The following is an 18,895-nucleotide window of genomic DNA, read 5'->3' as shown; positions in this document are numbered from 1 at the left end:
TCCTAAAATTCACTAACAAAATTAAAAATATAAGTGAGGATGCACTATGACACAAAAGAAAATTGAACAACGAGGCTTTGTTATTGGAATAGCTATGAATTTATTGATGGGTAGTTTGGGGCTTTTTGTCTACCATATCACGCAAATACAAGCTTTGTTCGTTGATGCCTATTTTACGATTATTACACTCGTTTCAGGTATTTCAGCGATTATTATTTCTAAATGGAGTGCCAAGACGAGTGAACGTTTTCCTAAAGGTTATTTTATGTTAGAGCCGCTGTATGCTGCTATAAAATCTTGTACGACCCTTTTTCTCTTGACGCTATCTGCAATTCAAGTCAGTCAGAAAGCCTATCAATATTTTGCTTATCAAAAAGGAGAAGTTTTAAATCTTGCACCGATTATTCCCTATGAAATGGCAATGGTAGTCTTGTGTTTATCCATCTCTTTATTTTATAGTCGTCAAAATAAGCGAATAGGTGGCGCCAGTACCATGCTTCTAGCGGAGTCCAAAAGCACCAAAATAGATGCAATCATGTGTGGTGGAATCGGGTTTGCTGCTTTTTTCGTCTTACTAATAAAAGAAAATTCTAGTCTAAGTTTTTTACTGTATACAGGCGATTTTTTTGTCACCATTTTATTGGTGTTATTTTCAATTGCAACGCCCTTTAAAGTTTTAAAAAATGCGTTTATAGAAATTTGCGGGGGGCGTTTAGTCAATGAAGAAATTCAAAAGGAATTTGAAACATGCGTATGTAATCATTTGGGGCACAAGTATCAGCTTGATGACTGCAAAATTTACAAAACGGGCATGTCTTTTAGACTAGATATTGAAATAAGTGGGGCAGAAGAAGTCATTAACGTTACCCAACTAAAAGAAAAGAAACAACAAATTCTTACCGAACTAAATCAGTATTATGAGTTTGTTCACTTGAACTTTATCTATGCTTAAAAAGGAGCGGAATTTTACAATGAAAATTAATGTCTATAATGAATATGATCCACTAAAAGCCGTTATAATTGGAAATGCAGAAAAGCTTTATTTTCCAGATACTCATGAGATTGAACAAGAAGATCATACCGCAAAATGGAAACAATTTTTAACCAAACATATTTATACTTTGTTAAGAGGAAAAAAAGTACCCCATTTCTTAACAAAAAAATTTCAAAGAGAGTTAGCGGAATTTAAGCGTATTTTAGAGGCGAATGGTGTCCAAGTCTATACAGTTGACTCTGTAACACCCACATTTAATGATCCATATGGTATGGGACAAATGTATGCCCGAGATAGTACGATGTGTGTCGGGGAACATCTAATTGAAGGAAATGTTCAAATTGAAATGAGAAAGATAGAACGCCGTGGTTATCAAACGATAATCAAAAAGATAGCTGAAAACAATCAAGTACATACTCTAGATCAAAAAGAAGAGATTTACCTAGAAGGTGGGGATGTTATCGTCAATTATCCCTATGTATTTGTTGGAATTGGTAAATACGCTAGTAACGAAGCTGGCGCTAGGTGGCTGCAACAAGTACTGGATGAAGATACAGAAAAACACGTAGTAGAAAAGCCTTGGAAAGTTATTCCAATTTATTTAAAGGATGATGCGATTCTTCATTTAGATTGCTGTATGACAATCATTGGACCAAAAACAGCGCTGATTCATAAGCCGGTTTTAAAGGAGCTCCCGGAAGAAATGGCTGATTATCATTTCATTGAAATAGATGCAAAGACAAGACATGAAATGGGAGGCAATGTACTTGTAATTGGACCTAAAAAAGTTATCGTGCAAAAGAGACATACAGCGCTGCAACAAGCCTTAGAGGAAAATGGTTATACAGTCATTTCAATCGGCTTTACGTGGCATGCTCTTTTAGATGGAGCTTTGCGCTGTGCATCTTGTCCTTTAGTAAGAGAAAAGTAGGAGTAAAAAGTAGCAGGCGATTGTCGAAAAAACAATCTATTGTTGAGCGGAATAAATTTGAAAGATAAGAGGGATAAAATGTTTGAAAAGTTGCGACACTTTTTCCGTAAAGAAGCACAACCAGAGTACCGGGAGGCTACGACACGTTATGAACCAGATTTCTCATTTGGTTTGACGAAAGCCCAACTAAAAGCAAGATATGACTCAGGTGAGACGAATGTGACGGTGGATACTTCTTTTAAATCAAATCGGCAAATTATTGTTGAAAATGTATTTACCTACTTCAACTTATTGTTTATTGTATTTGGCGTTTTGCTATGTATTGTCGAGTCGTATAAAAATTTGACCTTTTTACCCGTAGTTGTAGTGAATACAGTGATTGCAATCGTTCAAGAAATTCGCTCTAAAAAAGTGTTGGATCATTTAAAAGTGCTCAATACAACGAAAACAGTTGCGATACGGAACGGGAAACAGGTAGAGGTTAAGATTGAAGATTTGGTTTTAGATGATGTGGTTGTATTTAAAACAGGCGATCAAATTGTAGCAGATGCCGTTGTGCTTGAAGGGGAACTACAGGTGAATGAGTCTTTGCTTACAGGTGAATCGGACGAAATCACCAAAAAAGTTGGCGATTCTTTGATGTCAGGTAGTTTTATTGTCTCAGGCAAATGTTACGGTAGATTAGACAAAGTTGGGGAAGATTCTTATATTTCTAAGCTGACGATGGAAGCAAAATCGATGAAAAGTAGCGAACAATCAGAGATGATGCTTTCTTTAAATCGTTTAATCAAGTGGATTGGAATCATTATCATTCCGTTTGGATTGGTTCTTTTTTATCAAAGTTATTTTATGAGTGGAAATAGCTTTAAAGAGAGCATCATTTCGATGGAGGCAGCGCTCATTGGGATGATTCCTGAAGGGCTGTATTTGCTGACAACAATTGCGCTAGCGCTCAGTGCCACAAGGTTGGCTAAGCGTCAGGTATTGTTGCATAATATGAAAAGTATTGAAACCCTTGCGCGTGTGGATGTTCTTTGTGTAGATAAAACTGGAACGATTACTGAAAATGAAATGGCTGTAGAATCCTTTATTGCCTCTTCCGTATTTCCAAAGCGAAAAGGCCCATCTGCTTCTTTAGAAGAAATGATTGGGGATTTTTGTAAAAGTATGTCTGATGATAATGCCACAATGCTAGCACTAAAAAAGTATTTTAAACAATCGACTAATGCGGTTGCTACTGCTGCGACGCCATTTTCTTCGGTGAGTAAGTATAGTACTGTTAGTTTTGGAGAGCGTCATTATATTTTGGGTGCGCCAGAGATGGTGTTAAAAGAAAACTATCCAATGTATTCAAGTGAGTTTTTGATTTATGCAAAAGAGGGATACCGGGTTCTTGTTTTTGGAGGATATCAAGGGGAAAAGGTGGAAAATGTTCAACCATTGGGCTATATTTTGTTATCCAATCCGATTCGTAAGGAAGCAAGAGCTACCTTTGAATATTTTAAGGAACAAAATGTAGCAATCAAAGTGATTTCTGGTGATAATCCGGTCACTGTTTCGAATGTTGCGCTAAAAGCTGGTGTTGAAAATGCTCAAAACTATGTAGATGCTTCTTCATTGTCAGAAGAAGACTATGCACAAGCTCTGCAAGAAAAAACGGTTTTTGGCCGAGTAACGCCTGAGCAAAAGAAAAAATTTGTGACGATTTTAAAAGCACAACGTCATACGGTTGCGATGACGGGGGATGGGATTAATGATATTTTAGCGATGAAGGAAGCGGACTGTAGTATCGCCATGGCTTCAGGCAATGATGCGACCATTCAAGCAGCACAAGTCGTTTTATTAGAGTCCGACTTTTCGAAGATGCCCTCAGTTGTTTTAGAAGGGCGGAGAGTGGTCAACAATATCGAGCGCTCTGCCAGCTTATTTTTAGCCAAGAATATCTTTTCTTTCTTACTTTCCCTATTTGCGGTCATTTTCTCTTTAACCTACCCGTTAGAGCCGTCTCAAATTACGCTCATTAGCTTGTTTACGATTGGGCTGCCTTCATTCCTACTAGCACTTGAGGATAATAAGAAAAGAATTGAAGGCAATTTTATGTTAAATGTGATGGAAAAATCTATTCCAGGTGGGATTACGGATATGCTTGTCGTGGGAGCATTGATTATTTGTGGGGGAATATTAAATCTGCATAAGTCAGATATTTCCACTGCGGCAACGATGCTATTGATTGTCGTTGGTTTTATGATTTTATATCGTATCTGCGCACCGATGAATTCATTTAGAAAAAAAATAATGGGAATCAGTATTATGGGGATCTTGGTTTCGATTGTATTGTTTAGCCAATTATTTTCTCTATCCGCAATCTCTGCAACGGCTTTACTTTTACTAGGAATTTTGTTTTTTGCTGCAGAGTCGATATTCAGATATATGTGTCAAATTGTTGAAAAATTGGGGGATCAAATAGCTGAAAAGGAACCGACAAATTCCTTTTTAAAATCAATGCTAAAGTTTTTTTCTTAGGATGATCAAGAAATAAACGGCTTTTTTCAAAAATGACAAGTAACCGTTCTCTTTAAATCAATTTAGGTTGTGACACAAAAGTAAGCATTTCTTTTGGCACAACCTTTTTTTGATGTTACTAATCGTGATGTTACTTTATCTGTGCTATTTTTATCAAAGAAAGTATTGTGTTAGAATAAAGAAAACGAAAAGCGTTTAAAAAGTAGAAGTGGGGTACTAAAAAATGGGTGAGATTAGGGATTATCAAAAAACGCATGCTGATTTGCTACGAGTTGGTCGAGAAAATTTTTTGGAATACGGGTATGAACAAACAAAACTACGTAAGATTTGTCGCGATGCAGCGGTCACAACTGGTGCTTTTTACAAGCATTTTTCTGATAAACAAGCTCTTTTTGATGAACTAGTTAAACCATCAATTGAAGAACTAAAAGCAATTTATCTAAAGAAAAGAACAGATTTTTTTCAAGATGTTAAAGAGCAAGAGCTGACACAGCTATGGATTACGAGTGATGACGAATTGGACGACATGATTGATTTTATTTATAAGAATGAGCAGACGTTTCAATTAGTTTTTTTTAAAAGTCAAGGAAGCCATTTTGAAGATTTTACCGAGATGGTGACAAATTTTTCGGCAGTCAATGTTAGACAATGGATTGAATATCTTCAATCAAAGCAATTTGTTTCAAACGAAATTCAATTACCGGACAAAGAATTACATTTTTTGATGTATTCTTATTACGCAACAGTCATTGATATTTTAAAACACCGCTATCCTCAAGAAGAAACGAAGCGTTTAGCGAAAAAATTATATCAATTTGTGATGCCGGGTTGGATGGCTATTTTAGAAATGAATGAAAAAATTTATTGAAATATAGCTAGAGTTCCAGTATAATTTATAATGAGAATGATTCTCATTATTTTTTACCCATAAGATAACGTTGTTATCTTATATAAGAGAATTAAAATGAATGGAGGAGTAAAATGAAAAATTTAAAATCTTTGTTTCGCTATATTGGGAATTATAAAGGCTATTTTTACTTGTCATTAGTGTTATCGGCGACGAGTTCAATCCTGTTACTTACTCCCTACTATAGTATGTATCATTTGTTTTTATCCATCTCATCAGGTAGTAATTTTCAATCAAAATATTATGGTTGGATTGCAATAGTTGGTGTTTTGGTAGGGGTTCTTTGTTACTTTTTATCGCTTTGGTTTAGCCACATGGTGGGATTTCGAGTAGAACGAAACATGCGTTTATTTGGTGGAAATCAGCTGTTGGAAGTATCACTTTCCTTTTTTGATACACATGAGTCAGGTAAAATCAGGAAAATTATTGACGACAATGCGGCTTTAACGCATTCTTTTGTTGCTCATAATATACCTGATTTAGTGAGCACCTGTATCGTGCCAATTTTTGTAGTAGGTGTTTTACTAAAACTAAATTGGGTGCTAGGAGTAATTTGCTTGTGTACGGCTTTACTTTCTCTTTATTTAGTCAAAAAGATGATGGGAGATCCCGAAAGCTTACAATATTATATGATTGCACTGAATAACATTACCTCTGAAGCAACAGAATTTATTCGAGGAATGCAAATTGTGAAAATTTTTAATGCCTCATTAGATAACTTTCGAACCTTTAAAAAATCGATTGATGATTACTCAGATTGGGCATTAAAATATTCGTTTTCAGCTCGACTATCTTACGTTTTAAATCGACTAGTTTTAGAAGTTCTCCCTCTTATTTTAATAGCAGTAGCGTACCCCGTGATGAGCAAGCACCCTTCAATTAGTCTCTTTTTAGTAAATATTATGTTTTGTATGGTGTTTGGCTCGCAACTACTTTTATCGCTAACCAAAATTCTAAACACTGGGACTAACTATGCACTAGCATTTCAGTCTATTCATCAATTAGAAAACTTATTTGATGGGTATCTAGAACATAAACCAACGGAACATCAAAAAATAACATCGTGCAGCATTACTTGTAATGCGGTGACATTCTCTTATACACCAGAAAAGCAGGCATTAAAAGATGTTACCTTTAGCATTCCAGAGAAAAGTACAACTGCGGTGATTGGTGCAAGTGGTAGTGGCAAGTCAACGATTGCGAAGCTAATTGCCAATATGTATCATGAGTACGAGGGTGAAATAAAAATCGGCTCCTACGATTTAAACGCTTATCCAGAAGAGACTTTGATGGATACTATTACGTATGTTAGTCAAAATGCGCAACTATTCCATAAAAGTATTTTAGAAAACCTAAAGATGGCACGTCCTACGGCAACTACAGAGGAAATTCAACAAGCACTGATTGCAACGGAATGTAGCGAGTTGATTCAAAAATTGCCAGACGGAGTTGAAACAATTATCGGTACAGGTGGGGTTCATCTTTCAGGAGGAGAGCGTCAACGATTAGTTTTGTGTCAGGCATTTTTAAAGAATAACCCCATTATTATTTTGGATGAGGTAACCGCTTCAGTCGATCCAGAAAATGAGTTCAAACTGATGCGTGCAATCGAAAGTTTGAGCCGAGACAAAACGGTGATTATGATTGCGCATAAACTTTCATTAGTTGAAAAAGCAGACCAAATTTTAGTCTTTAAAACAGGAGAACTTGTTGAAAAAGGTACCCCGCAACAATTAAAAGAGAAACAAGGGATTTATTACAACATGTTGCAACGGTACCATGCAACGAAACGTTGGACATTGAAAGGAGAGGTGACACAATGATTGATAAAATTGCTGAAAAATATGCCTTGTCCACTCAAGGAGCTCGTACATTTATTCGCTCTTCCATTTTAGAATTTATCAATAACTTGGTGAGTATGTTACCAATGGCGCTTTTTCTCTACCTTTTATATGATATTTCAACTGCTGTTTCAAATGGAACGCTACTCAAAAACGGTTTTTTTTATTTGCTACTGGGAGTCGTTGTTCTGATACTTTTATTTGTTAGTAATTATGCTACCTATACAGAATTGTATGTGGGAACCTATAAAGAAAGTGCCCAAATTCGATTAAGTTTGGCGGAAAAAATGAAACAGTTACCGATGTCATTTTATTCTAAAAAAGCACCTTCCGAAATTGCGAGTGTTATGTTAAATGATGTTGCAGATTTGGAAAATTTCTTTAGCCACGGTATGCCTAAAATTACTGGGCTGATTCCTTTTGTTGGCTTGACCCTGATTGCTCTTTTAGCGATAAACTGGAAATTAACATTGGTGAGTGCTGTGGTCATTCCTTTATCGTGGCTTATTTTTCAGGGCTCCTCGTATATGGAAAAAAAGGCACATCAAGAGTACTTTTCAACAATCACAAAGCAAAGTGACTATTTCCAAGAAATGATCGAAAAAATGCAAGAAACACGTTTACTTAATCGAAAAAAAGAAGCTAAAAAAGAAATGGCTGAACTACTAGCGCAACAAGAAAAAACGCATCGCAAGACAGAACTTCCCACTGCTATTTCTCAAGGAATGATTGCGGCAGTACTGCAGTCAGGAATTGGACTTGTCATTATTTTTGGGAGTTATTGGTATACGCAACACGAACTAACACTCATTGAACTGCTAATTTTCCTAATTGCCACCAATAAAATGTACAATATGATGATTAGTATTTATGAAAAACTCTCCATGAGTCGAAATACGAAAATTCGAATTGAACGATTAAAAAGCTTATATCATGAAAAAAATCAAGTGGGGAATACGACACCAGCATTTTCAAATTATAACTTTGAATTAAAAAACTTGGGATTTGAATACAAAGTAGGACAGCCTGTGTTAAAAAATGTGAATTTTACCGCTAATGAAGGGGAAATTACTGCACTTGTGGGACCTTCTGGATCTGGAAAATCAACAATGTTAAGGATTCTTTCGAGACTGTATGATTATGATAAAGGCAATGTTTTACTTGGGGGCCATGAGTTGCAGAATATTGCCACCGACTATTTATTTGAGCACATTTCAGTTGTGTTTCAAGAAGTGGTTTTATTCAATACTTCTATTTTGGAAAATATTCGTATGGGGAAAAAAGATGCGTCAGATCAAGAAGTGTTGGCAGCAGCAAAAAAAGCACAGTGTGATGAATTTGCGCTTCATTTAGAACAGGGCTATGATTCGATTATCGGAGAAAATGGTTCACTTTTATCAGGTGGAGAACGACAACGAATTTCAATTGCTCGAGCATTTCTCAAAGATTCACCGATACTATTTTTGGATGAAACGAGTTCAGCACTCGACTCAGAAAATGAATATGCAGTTCAACAGGCACTGAGCAAACTCGTTAAAGGCAAGACAGTATTAGTAGTTGCCCATCGGTTAAAAACCATTGAAAATGCAGATAAGATCATTGTCCTAGGAGCAGGTTCAGTACTTGAACAGGGAAATAAAGAACAATTACTGGCACGTGATGGAATGTTTAAACGGCAATATCAGTACGAGATGGGGACACTGAGCAATAATCAGATGTAAAGGAAGTGAAAGCTCATGAGTACACCTAGTTTAGTTAATTTAGATAAAAAAAATAAGTTACTGCAATCAAACTTAAAATCAGATTTTCTGTACTTGAAAATGGGTTTGAGCTGTGGAAGCACGCGCTTATATCATTATTTTGAGGGATTAGTTTAATAAAAAAATATACTCAAATGAACGTTGTTACAGCAAGCTTTTGACAAACGTTGGGTAATAATGATGAAGTGCTTAAGCAGTAGCGCAAGTGAGCATTTGGATTAGAGCGTACGAACTTACGTCTGTTTGTTTTGCGGCAGGTTCTTATGAAGGTTTGGTTTGGCAAAAGTCGTGTGAAATAAAATGGAGAAAATCCTTTATTTTACACGGTTTTTTTTAGTAGAGAAAACTCCAAAAACGAAATGCAAGTGAACACTTGCTTAAAAGGGCTGTTCATGCTAAAGTAAACAAATAGAAAATAAAGGAGATGGAAAATTTGTGGAAAGGATATCTTAAGAATAGCTTTGTTTATACCTCAATAGTTTTGTTATTTATAGTAATATTATTATTAGCAAAATTAGTAGAAGTTCAGTTTATTGTCTATCTTTTTATACTGGTTTTTTTTGGTGCTGGTCTGACTGTTCTACTTAGATATAAGAGTAGGAAAGGGTGGAAAAAATTTGTTTTATTTCTATTGATTGGCTTGTTTTCCCTATTAACTATTGTATGCTTTAGAACAAACAGTGAGGTCTCTTTTTATGGGAATCTAATGAATAATACGATAAAGACTGTCAATCATGTCTATGAAAGAAAACACGGAGAATCATTTGTTGTTGCGAAAATGAAAAAAGATACAGAAAGCTACCAATTTGGATCTTGGTCTGCACCGAAAGGATACCAAAATAAGAAAATAGAACTGAAGCAAGCAAAAGGATATTTATTGTCAAAACTAGGCAGTAAGCATCAAAAGGTTGTTTATCAAATTCATGGAGGAGGATATATTGGAGGATTCAGTAATACGTATAATGAAACGGCTGTAAACTATTCAAAAAGCAGTGGAGATTCAGATGTATTTTCACTTGACTATCGAACAGCACCAAAGTCGCTTTATCCTGCCGCACTTGAAGATGCGCTTGAAGGTTATCAGTGGTTGCTTGAACATGGATATCAGGCAAAAAACATTAGAATTGCAGGGGATTCAGCAGGGGCAGGTCTGACGCTTGCACTAACACTTTATCTGAGGGATCATCAAATAGTGTTACCAAAATCTTTGATTCTCGTTTCTCCTTGGGCAGATTTAACTGCATCAGGAACGTCCTATAAGACTAAGATTTTAAGCGATCCATTATTTGGTTCGTATTCGGTACAAACAGCTCCCAAATATCCAGTTCCGATTACTTATGCAGGGCACCATGATTTAAAAGATCCTTATCTTTCACCTGTTTTTGGTGAATATACGAATTTTCCACCAATGCTGATTCAAACAGGGGCCAATGAATTATTACTTAGTGATAGCCAAACAGTTGTAAAAAAAGTCCAAAAAGTAGGGGGAGTTGTCAAATTTATTGAATATCCAGGAATGTACCATATCTTTTATATCACCTCTCCAAAGCTTCAAGAAAGCCAAAATGCCTGGGAAATGATTCAAACATTTATCAAACAATACTAACGCAATGGATAAAGAAGAGACACATGCCTTTAGTGATTGAAGCACAAAAAAGCGAAGAGTAAGTATTCACTTACTCTTCGCTTTTTTGTTTTTTTGATTGATTGATTTGGATAGATAAATTTAGTGGAACAGTTGGACTAAGAATCCAGAAATAATTAGAACAATTGCACCGCCTAATCGATTGCCCATTTGAGCGAAGGCAATTAATTCCATTCGATCAGCAGCGGAAAGTACGGCAACGTTACCAGTTCCCCCCATACTATTATTACACAAACCAGCCGTAATAATTGATTCCACTGGATAGAGTCCAAAAAGTTTTCCGAGGATACCAGATGCAATTGAAATGGCAAAGATACTTGTTAAGCAAAGTAATACGAATTGCCAGTTTAACGATTGTGCTAATACATTTAAGTTGAGCAATGCCATCCCGATACCAGCTAGAACAGCTGCTGTTAAGTTTTTAACAATTAATTGATTGAACATAATGGCACAATCTTCATAATATTCAGGAATGATATTTGTGACTTTACAGATGACCACGATAATAATCATAAATGCATAAGAATGGATTTTTGGAACAAAGTAATTTCCAACACAACCTAACATGAAGAAGCTAAGTGACACAAGAAGACCAACGCCCATTTGTACAACGTCTAATTTCACCGTTTTAGGTTTGATATCTCCAATTTTATCATGCATCAAGACGCCATGTCCATTGGCTTTAGGGAAAGATTCTCCCGTTCTTGCAACTAAGGCAGCTCCAATAATCGCTAACACATTTGCCATAGCTGATGCAGGAATCAAACGTGAAATAATGTGTGCAGCAGGTTGGGCTAAAGTGTGAGAGTAGATGCTAGATAATGGAACAACACCTGCACCAATTCCTCCAGCCATAGCAGGTAGTGACACGTATAAGACCGAATTGCCAAAACCATTTCCAATAAGAGCGCCAACAAGACCTACCATAAGTAAAGAAAAGGCCATTGAAAGAAACGCTACTGGAATGAAACGAATAGAGGCTTTCATCAATAATTTACGGTTCATTCCAAGAATACTACCTGTAATCAAAGCCGCAATATAAAAATCAAGAAACCCCATGTTGTTGACAAAATCTTTTGTAGTGTCTACAACACTACTTGGCAGTATTCCGAATGTTGCGATAAATGCCGAAGCAAAGATACAAAAAACAGAACCTCCACCTAAGTAAGTTTTCACTATTGGAATTTTTGTTCCGAGAAAATGAAACAAGTTTCCAAGCATTACCAAAACAGCTATTGCACCTAACATGTTGTGTGGTAATTTTCCTAAAGAAATAGTGACAATTAAAATTAGAATCATGATGCAATAAAAAGGGAGAGTAATCCCGCTAATCTTTATATCCCAAAAACTCTTTTTTTCAGTATTTGTTTGAGCATCCATTAGAAAATTATCCTTTCTTCATTTTGTTTTAGTAAAAATCAGAAATGAGTACCGACTCAAATGATGAAAAATCAAACGAGTCAGTACCAACGAATTAAACTAAAATAGTAAGTTATTTTTAATCAAGATTTTGATACTCAGGTACCCATTTAGCGTCTGTTACAGCTTTTTTGATATCAGTGATTGGTTCACGGTTTAATTTTTGATCTACAACGCTTTGTGCGACAACCTCAGCAATTTTTTGAGAAAATTCAGTAATTCTAGAAACAGGAGGTAAAACAGAAGCGCCTGGTTTTGTGACATCGACAATGCCACCAAGTGCTTTACTTGCTTGAGATAAGATTTCACTATTCACACGAGTTGCCGTTGAAGCAATCAAACCAAGACCAAGACCTGGATACATCAATGCGTTGTTTCCTTGTCCAATTTTGTAGGTAACGCCTTTATATTCAACGTCAGCAGCAGGGATTCCGGTACCAATTAAGGCTTTACCATCGGTCCATTTGATCAAGTCTTCTGCTTTTGCTTCTGCAAGTTTTGTTGGATTAGATAACGGGAAGATGACAGGACGTGCTGTATGTTGGGCCATTTCTTTAACGATTGCTTCGGTAAAGGTCCCAGGTTGAGTTGAAGTCCCAATCATAATTGTTGGATGGATTTCTTTCACAACGGCTTCCAGAGTTGTCAGTGCAGCTGCATCTTTAAACTCGCTACGTTTTCTAACAAAAGGTTTTTGACCAGGTGTCAAGCCTTCTGTATCTTCGAATAACAAGCCTTGTTTGTCGACCATGTAGAAGTGTTTGCGTGCTTCTTCTTCGGACAACCCTTGACGAACCATTTCTTCATGCAAGATGTTGGCAATCCCTACTCCAGCGGTTCCAGCACCAAAAGTTAGCACGATTTGATCGGTTAATTTTTCTTTTGAGATATTTAATGCGCCAAAAACTCCAGCTAAAACAACGATTCCTGTACCTTGAATGTCATCATTGAAAGTTGTCATTTTATCTTGATATTTTTCTAAAATAGTTGCGGCATTTCCACGACCAAAGTCTTCCCAGTGAAGTAATAATTCAGGGAATAATTCATCCGCAGCATTGACAAACTTGTCGACAAATTCATAATAACGGTCGCCACTTACACGTTCATGACGGTTTCCAAGATATAATGGATCTTCAAGAAGTGTTTGATTATTGGTCCCAGCATCAATTGATACTGGTAGGACTTGAGCAGGGTTGATACCAGCTGCTGCAGTATAAACCATCAGTTTCCCAATAGCAATATCAACACCATTTACGCCCCAGTCACCCATTCCTAGGATTCCCTCAGCATCTGTTACCACAATCAGACGAATATCACGTCCAGCTGCAGCATTTTTTAGGCTGTCTTTGATGTGTTCAGGATCATCAATGGATAAAAAGGCTGCATCTTGTGGTTTTACGAAAATTTCGTTGTATTGTTCAATTGAGTCTGCTACAACTGGATCATAAACGATTGGCATAAATTCAACCAAATGTTGACCCATTAATTTAAAGAATAACGTTCTATTAGTATTGAAGAGATTCATTAGAAAAATTCTTTTTTCCAAATCTGATGGTTTGCTTTGGAATTGAGCATAAGCTTGGGTAGCTTGTTCTTCTAAAGTTTGAACATTAGTAGGAAGCATTCCTACTAGTCCGTATTTTTCTCTTTCTTCTTTAGTGAATGCGGTCCCTTTGTTGACAAATGGATTGTTTAAAATATTAAATCCTTGCATGAAAAATTCCTCCTTTGTATTTACAAATGTAAGGATAGTACATGCGATTTGCTATAGTCAAAATCAAGCGTTATAATAAGTTTTATTTATATGAGTAGGAAGTAGGTAAGGAGAGACAAATGAATTTAAAAGATTTGGAGTATTTTGAACAGGTAGTGAAAGACCAAAATTTTACTGAGGCTGCCAGAGCTTTTCATGTGAGTCAACCTACTGTGACGTATGCGATTAAACGATTGGAAGAAGAACTTGGAACAAAATTAATTATCCGCAATCAGGCACATCATTCGTTAATTATTACGGAGGCAGGAAAAATTCTTTCGTTTCATGTCAAAAAAATCGTCCGAGAGCTTTCAGTAGCAAAAATAGAGATTTCAAGATTGAAAGATGAAAAGGTCAAGTGTGGTGTCCCTCCAATCATAGGCAATTGCTATTTTCCGAAAATGTCTATTTCTTTACTCGAAAACGGGCTCATGCAGAATATGGAAGTCTTAAGTGAAGGGTCAAAAGATTTGTATCGTTTATTAAAAATCGGGGCAATCGAGATGGCAATTCTCGGTTCTTTAAAGTCAATTCGAGATGAAGAATTAGAAAGTGAATTGTTAGTGGAAAAAAATTTTAGAATTGTTGTAAGTCCAGAACATCCCCTTTCAAAGCGGGAAAGTGTCGCCTTTTCAGAATTAAAAGATGAACCATTTGTTCTATTCAATGAACACTTTGTACATCCAGCTGGACTAAGTGAACTAGCCAATCAAGCAGGATTTCGTCCCAACGTGATTTATAAAAGTAGCGACTTAAATATTTTGAAGGGGATGATCAAAGAAAATGTTGGAATTGGCTTTCTAACAGAGATTGCGATTCAACCGAGTGATAGTCTAGTTAGTATCCCGATTGAAGACGAAGATCAGCCCAAATTTCTAATCTCGATTGTGACGAGAAAGCATGGGGGGAAATCCATCTTACGTGAACAAATTATTCAGTTTATTAGTACATGTTCCTATTAGAGTTGACTTAGCTGAAAATAGTTTGAAAGATCTTTAAAGAACACTAGTTTTAATGTAGACCATTAGTGTATACTAAAACAGAATGATGACTTGAAACATTTTACATACACCCAAACGACAAGTATTTCAATTAGAGTGCAAACATGTAGCGCGAATATAGCAATAACTATTTTTAATAAAGAACCAAAGACAGATTTAATCAGAAAACTTGAGTGAACAGAGAGGAACTTGCGGGATGTAAACCATTGATATTTTTTAGAAATTCAAAAAATGTCGAGAGGGTTGTTAAAATGAATCAGTCATTTCACCGATTATGGGTCAGTCAAATGTGTGCCAACTTCGGAGATGTACTCTATATAGTAGGATTAATTGCAATTTTGTATCAAGAAAAGAATTCTCCTTTTCTAGTATCTTTGTTACCCGTTTTAAATATGGCAGGCTATGTTGTCAGTAGTACCCTTGCACCACTTCTGTTTAATCGCTACAAATTAAAAGCAATCTTAAGCTTTTCTCAGCTATTTAAAACGTTAATATTAGGAATCTTTTGCATAGGGCTGCTCCAAAAAGTAGTTTTATGGGAAATACTACTGGTTATTTTTTTGCTTACTTTTTTAGATGGTTTTGCGCAACCAGCCTCTAGCGCAATGGTTCCAAGGCTTGTCGGTAAGCAACAGGTTGTACGAGCAAACGGTATTCTATCAATGATTTATCAGTCTTCTCAGTTGGGAGGCTGGGCTTTAGGTGGAGTTTTTGTTGCTGTATTAGGCAATCAACTGGTAATGGCTCTAACCTTCTTTTTATATGCAATTGCGAGTATTGCTTTGTTTTGTCTAGAAGATACACCGCTAGTGAGTGAACAGCAGTCTCATTCAAAGCGAGGAGAACTGACGGAAGGATTTTGTTTGATTTACCATCATCCTACCCTTCGTTCCATTCAGATTTTGTCGATTCTAGAATCTGTCGCTGGAGTGGTTTGGATTTCTGCTATATTGTATCTTTTTGTCTCAAACAATTTACAAACGTCCCAAAGTTGGTGGGGGTATATCAATGCCTTTTTTTTTGCTGGCTTAATTATAGGTGGTCTGCTTTGTACAAAAAATACAGTGTTTATCGAGAAAAATTTTGTAATGGTTTTGCTTGTTTCTTCCTTAATGATGGCTGTAAGCACTTTTTTATTTGGGCTTAATCAGATTCCGTGGCTTGCGCTAATATTCAGTGGTTTGGTAGGAGTATTTAGTAACCTCAATCAAATCCTATTAGAATCTTATTTACAAAAAAATACCGCAAAAGCACAATTACCCAAAATTTACAGTGCGAAAGTGGCAATTCAGGCTTTAGTTTTCGGTGGTTCAACGTTAATCATCGGATATTTGGCTGATTTTATTGCCGTTTATTGGTTGTTTGTCGGTTCGAGTATTGTTTTAGTAGGCTCTTTTATCTATCTTTATGTAGTCAGAAAGCGATTTGTAACCCAAAAATAAAAGTAGTAAAAAAGGAGTGTCTTTTTAGAAGGACGCTTCTTTTTTCTTAATAGAAACAAAAAAATTGGGTATACTTACTATTAAAAAACGAAGAAAGTTGGGGCCAAATGGTGTGTGAGATTAAAAGCATTTATGAAGGCTGTGTGCAAGGATACGAGTTTCTTCCAGGGAAAGAGTGCGTAAAAGGAACGATTTTGACCTTTGGTGGCTCAGAAGGTGGATGTCTGTTTGATATTGCCCAAAATCTTGCGGAAAACGGACAACATGTATATGCGCTTTATTACTTTGGGAAAACCTGTCTTCCTGCTACTCTTAGTCAGATAGAGCTGAACTTTTTCGAAAAAGTAGTAACTTACTTGCGCGATACTCAAGTAAGCCTGCAGCCACTCACGATTGTAGGAGCTTCAAGAGGGGCAGAGCTTGCTTTATTACTGGCAAGCTATTATCCTACAATGGTTTCTCACCTGGTACTATTTTCGCCATCCGCTTATGCTTTTCAGGGAATTCAAGGTAAGGGGACATGGCTCTATCAGGGAAAAGAGCTTCCTTACATTCGTTTCTCACGAAAGAGTACGTTCAATCAGTTGGTGAGCCGAATCAAAAAGCAACCTTTTATATGGGCCAACGAGTTTCGCAAAGAAACAGCACACAACAAGAATGCCTTAGTTGCGCAAATCGACCCTGCGTTATATCTGGGTGATATGCTCCTTTTTGTTGGGAAAATGGATCAAGTCTGGCATAGTTTGGATATGGCAGAACTTCTTTTACAAAAAGTAGGCGGAAAGAGATGTGAAGTACATATCTATGAAGAGGCAGGACACTGCTTTTATCCTGGATACAGTTTGGGTGGTACGTTTGATGGGAACGCTTTTGCACAACAAGACAGTCTAAGAAGAATGAATGAAAAAATTGTTGAATGGCATCAGTAAGACTTTTAAGATAGCCGTTTTTACTTGAAGTTTGACAATAGTTGAAGCAAATGTTAGACTTGCCCAGACGAGAGTTGTTTCAGGTGAGATGAGCAATAGGTTTTTAGAATGAGTGAAAAACTAATGTTTGTTTCTTTAAAATAAGTAAGCTGAGGGCAATGGAAATTGTCTTCAGCTTTTTTGGATAAAATGGTGGAAGGATGAAAGAAAAAGATGTTGAATTTAGTTGATATCACACAGCAATTCGGAGATAAGTTATTATACGAAGAGTTAAACTTACAGATAAATAAAGGCGAGCATGTGGGGTTAATCGGTCAAAATGGTGCTGGAAAAAGTACGCTAATCAAAATTATTACGGGAGAAATCTTGCCTGACGATGGCAAAGTAGAACGTCCCAAAAGCTTACAATTGGGGTATTTGGATCAATATGTGCAAGTGAATGAAGAACAAAGTATTCAAGAGTTTCTACAAACTGCTTTTCAACAAGAGTTGGATAAAGAGGCTATGATTACCCAGCTATACGCAGAATATGCCGAAAGTCTGGATGACAAAGTACTAGAAAAAGCGGGACGTTTACAAACAGAATTGGATCAAGGTAATTTCTATCAAATGGACACGATTATTCAAGAAATGGCCACGGGTCTTGGGCTTGAAGTGTTAGGTCTTAATACAATGCTCCGAAATTTAAGTGGTGGTCAGCGCTCTAAAGTTATACTTGCCAAATTACTTTTAGAAAAGCCAGATATTTTAGTACTGGATGAACCGACAAACCATTTGGATGATACTCATATCCAATGGTTAACTCAATTTTTACAAGAGTTTGATGGCACATATCTAGTAGTTTCACATGATCGGACTTTCTTAAATGAAATCACTACTCACATTGCAGATATAGAATTCGGAAAATTAACAAAATATACTGGGAACTTGACACGTGCCTTAAAGCAAAAAGAATTAAATCGCGAATCTTACTTGAGACAATACGAAGCACAGAAAAAACAGATTGAAAAAACAGAGGCGTATATCCGCAAGTATAAGGCGGGTTCGCGCTCAACGATGGCAAAAAGTAGAGAAAAACAACTGTCCAAAATTGATCGTTTGACACCACCAAGTGATGCTGCAAAACCTAATATAGAATTTCCTTACAAACCGATTGTCACTGCACTTGCACTTGAAACGGATCAACTTTGTATAGGGTATGAAGTTCCGTTACTCAATCCACTGAGCCTAACGATTCGTTATGGAGAAAAAGTTGCAATTAGAGGGTTTAATGGGATTGGAAAGTCGACGTTACTCAAAACCTTGATTACAGAAATTCCCCCGATCTCAGGAGAGTTTCATTTTCCTGAAAATACTTGTGTGAATTATTTTTCACAGGACTTGGTTTGGGAGAACCCATTAGAAAGTCCACTGCAATACTTAAGTAATCAGTTTCCTAAAGCCACAACAAAAGAGTTGAGACGACAATTATCCAAGACAGGACTGACAAATCAATTGGCTCAAGAGCCATTAAAAATGCTAAGTGGAGGCGAACAAACGAAAGTCAAAATTGCTCAGATGACCATGAAGCCAAGCAATTTTTTAATTTTAGATGAGCCGACCAATCATATTGATCAAGAAACAAAAGAAAACCTACGCAAAAGTTTGGTCAAATTTGAAGGAACAGTAATTGTAGTCTCGCATGAGCAAGACTTTTATGAACCATTTGTAGAACGTGTGATTGAAATTGAAGCCTAACAAAGGAGAAAAA

Annotated in this window: 13 protein-coding genes; 11 read left to right on the top strand and 2 right to left on the bottom strand. The window is 36.5% G+C overall.

Going from position 1 to position 18,895, the window contains the following annotated elements:
• Window positions 1-46 precede the first annotated feature (46 nt).
• From CBF30_RS09225 to CBF30_RS09195, 7 genes are all read left to right on the top strand, one after another.
• Window positions 47-952, top strand: a complete 906-nt coding sequence (locus CBF30_RS09225) for a cation transporter (RefSeq protein WP_126825675.1) — start codon at window positions 47-49, stop codon at window positions 950-952.
• Between the two features lie 19 nt (window positions 953-971).
• A complete protein-coding gene (locus CBF30_RS09220; protein ID WP_126825672.1) occupies window positions 972-1,925 on the top strand; it encodes a dimethylarginine dimethylaminohydrolase family protein in 954 nt (317 codons plus the stop codon).
• A 78-nt stretch (window positions 1,926-2,003) separates the two neighbouring features.
• A complete protein-coding gene (locus CBF30_RS09215; protein WP_126825669.1) occupies window positions 2,004-4,448 on the top strand; it encodes a cation-translocating P-type ATPase in 2,445 nt (814 codons plus the stop codon).
• Window positions 4,449-4,671: 223 nt separating this feature from the next.
• Window positions 4,672-5,316 (top strand): TetR/AcrR family transcriptional regulator, encoded by a 645-nt coding sequence (locus CBF30_RS09210; RefSeq protein WP_126825666.1) that lies wholly within the window; start codon window positions 4,672-4,674, stop codon window positions 5,314-5,316.
• Between the two features lie 113 nt (window positions 5,317-5,429).
• Window positions 5,430-7,178 carry an ABC transporter ATP-binding protein gene (locus tag CBF30_RS09205; protein ID WP_126825663.1) on the top strand — a complete coding sequence of 583 codons (1,749 nt, stop codon included), beginning with the start codon at window positions 5,430-5,432 and terminating at the stop codon, window positions 7,176-7,178.
• Window positions 7,175-8,917, top strand: a complete 1,743-nt coding sequence (locus tag CBF30_RS09200; RefSeq protein WP_126825660.1) for an ABC transporter ATP-binding protein — start codon at window positions 7,175-7,177, stop codon at window positions 8,915-8,917. The genes CBF30_RS09205 and CBF30_RS09200 overlap by 4 nt, the downstream gene beginning before the upstream one ends.
• 745 nt (window positions 8,918-9,662) lie before the next feature.
• Window positions 9,663-10,562, top strand: a complete 900-nt coding sequence (locus CBF30_RS09195) for an alpha/beta hydrolase (RefSeq protein ID WP_245975061.1) — start codon at window positions 9,663-9,665, stop codon at window positions 10,560-10,562.
• Between the two features lie 120 nt (window positions 10,563-10,682).
• On the opposite strand, the gene CBF30_RS09190 is transcribed toward CBF30_RS09195, so the two are convergent.
• Entirely contained in the window at window positions 10,683-11,981 is a 1,299-nt protein-coding gene (locus tag CBF30_RS09190; RefSeq protein ID WP_126825652.1) for a 2-hydroxycarboxylate transporter family protein, read from the bottom strand.
• 118 nt (window positions 11,982-12,099) lie between these two features.
• The gene (locus tag CBF30_RS09185) at window positions 12,100-13,734 is read right to left on the bottom strand and encodes a malolactic enzyme (RefSeq protein WP_126825649.1); all 1,635 of its coding nucleotides are present in this window, start codon (window positions 13,732-13,734) and stop codon (window positions 12,100-12,102) included.
• Window positions 13,735-13,853: 119 nt separating this feature from the next.
• Between CBF30_RS09185 and CBF30_RS09180 the strand changes: the two genes are divergently transcribed.
• From CBF30_RS09180 to CBF30_RS09165, 4 genes are all read left to right on the top strand, one after another.
• Entirely contained in the window at window positions 13,854-14,735 is an 882-nt protein-coding gene (locus tag CBF30_RS09180; RefSeq protein ID WP_126825647.1) for a LysR family transcriptional regulator, read from the top strand.
• Between the two features lie 290 nt (window positions 14,736-15,025).
• Window positions 15,026-16,216: an MFS transporter gene (locus CBF30_RS09175; RefSeq protein ID WP_126825644.1), complete on the top strand. Its 1,191-nt coding sequence runs from the start codon at window positions 15,026-15,028 to the stop codon at window positions 16,214-16,216.
• Between the two features lie 110 nt (window positions 16,217-16,326).
• On the top strand, window positions 16,327-17,145 hold the full coding sequence (locus tag CBF30_RS09170) for an alpha/beta fold hydrolase (RefSeq protein WP_170169000.1): 819 nt from the start codon (window positions 16,327-16,329) through the stop codon (window positions 17,143-17,145).
• A gap of 213 nt (window positions 17,146-17,358) precedes the next feature.
• Window positions 17,359-18,882: an ABC-F family ATP-binding cassette domain-containing protein gene (locus CBF30_RS09165; protein ID WP_126825637.1), complete on the top strand. Its 1,524-nt coding sequence runs from the start codon at window positions 17,359-17,361 to the stop codon at window positions 18,880-18,882.
• Window positions 18,883-18,895 lie beyond the last annotated feature (13 nt).

It is taken from the genome of Vagococcus entomophilus, from assembly GCF_003987595.1.
In the GTDB taxonomy this organism is placed as follows: domain Bacteria; phylum Bacillota; class Bacilli; order Lactobacillales; family Vagococcaceae; genus Vagococcus_E; species Vagococcus_E entomophilus.
This window is presented reverse-complemented; position numbering and strand designations above follow the sequence as displayed.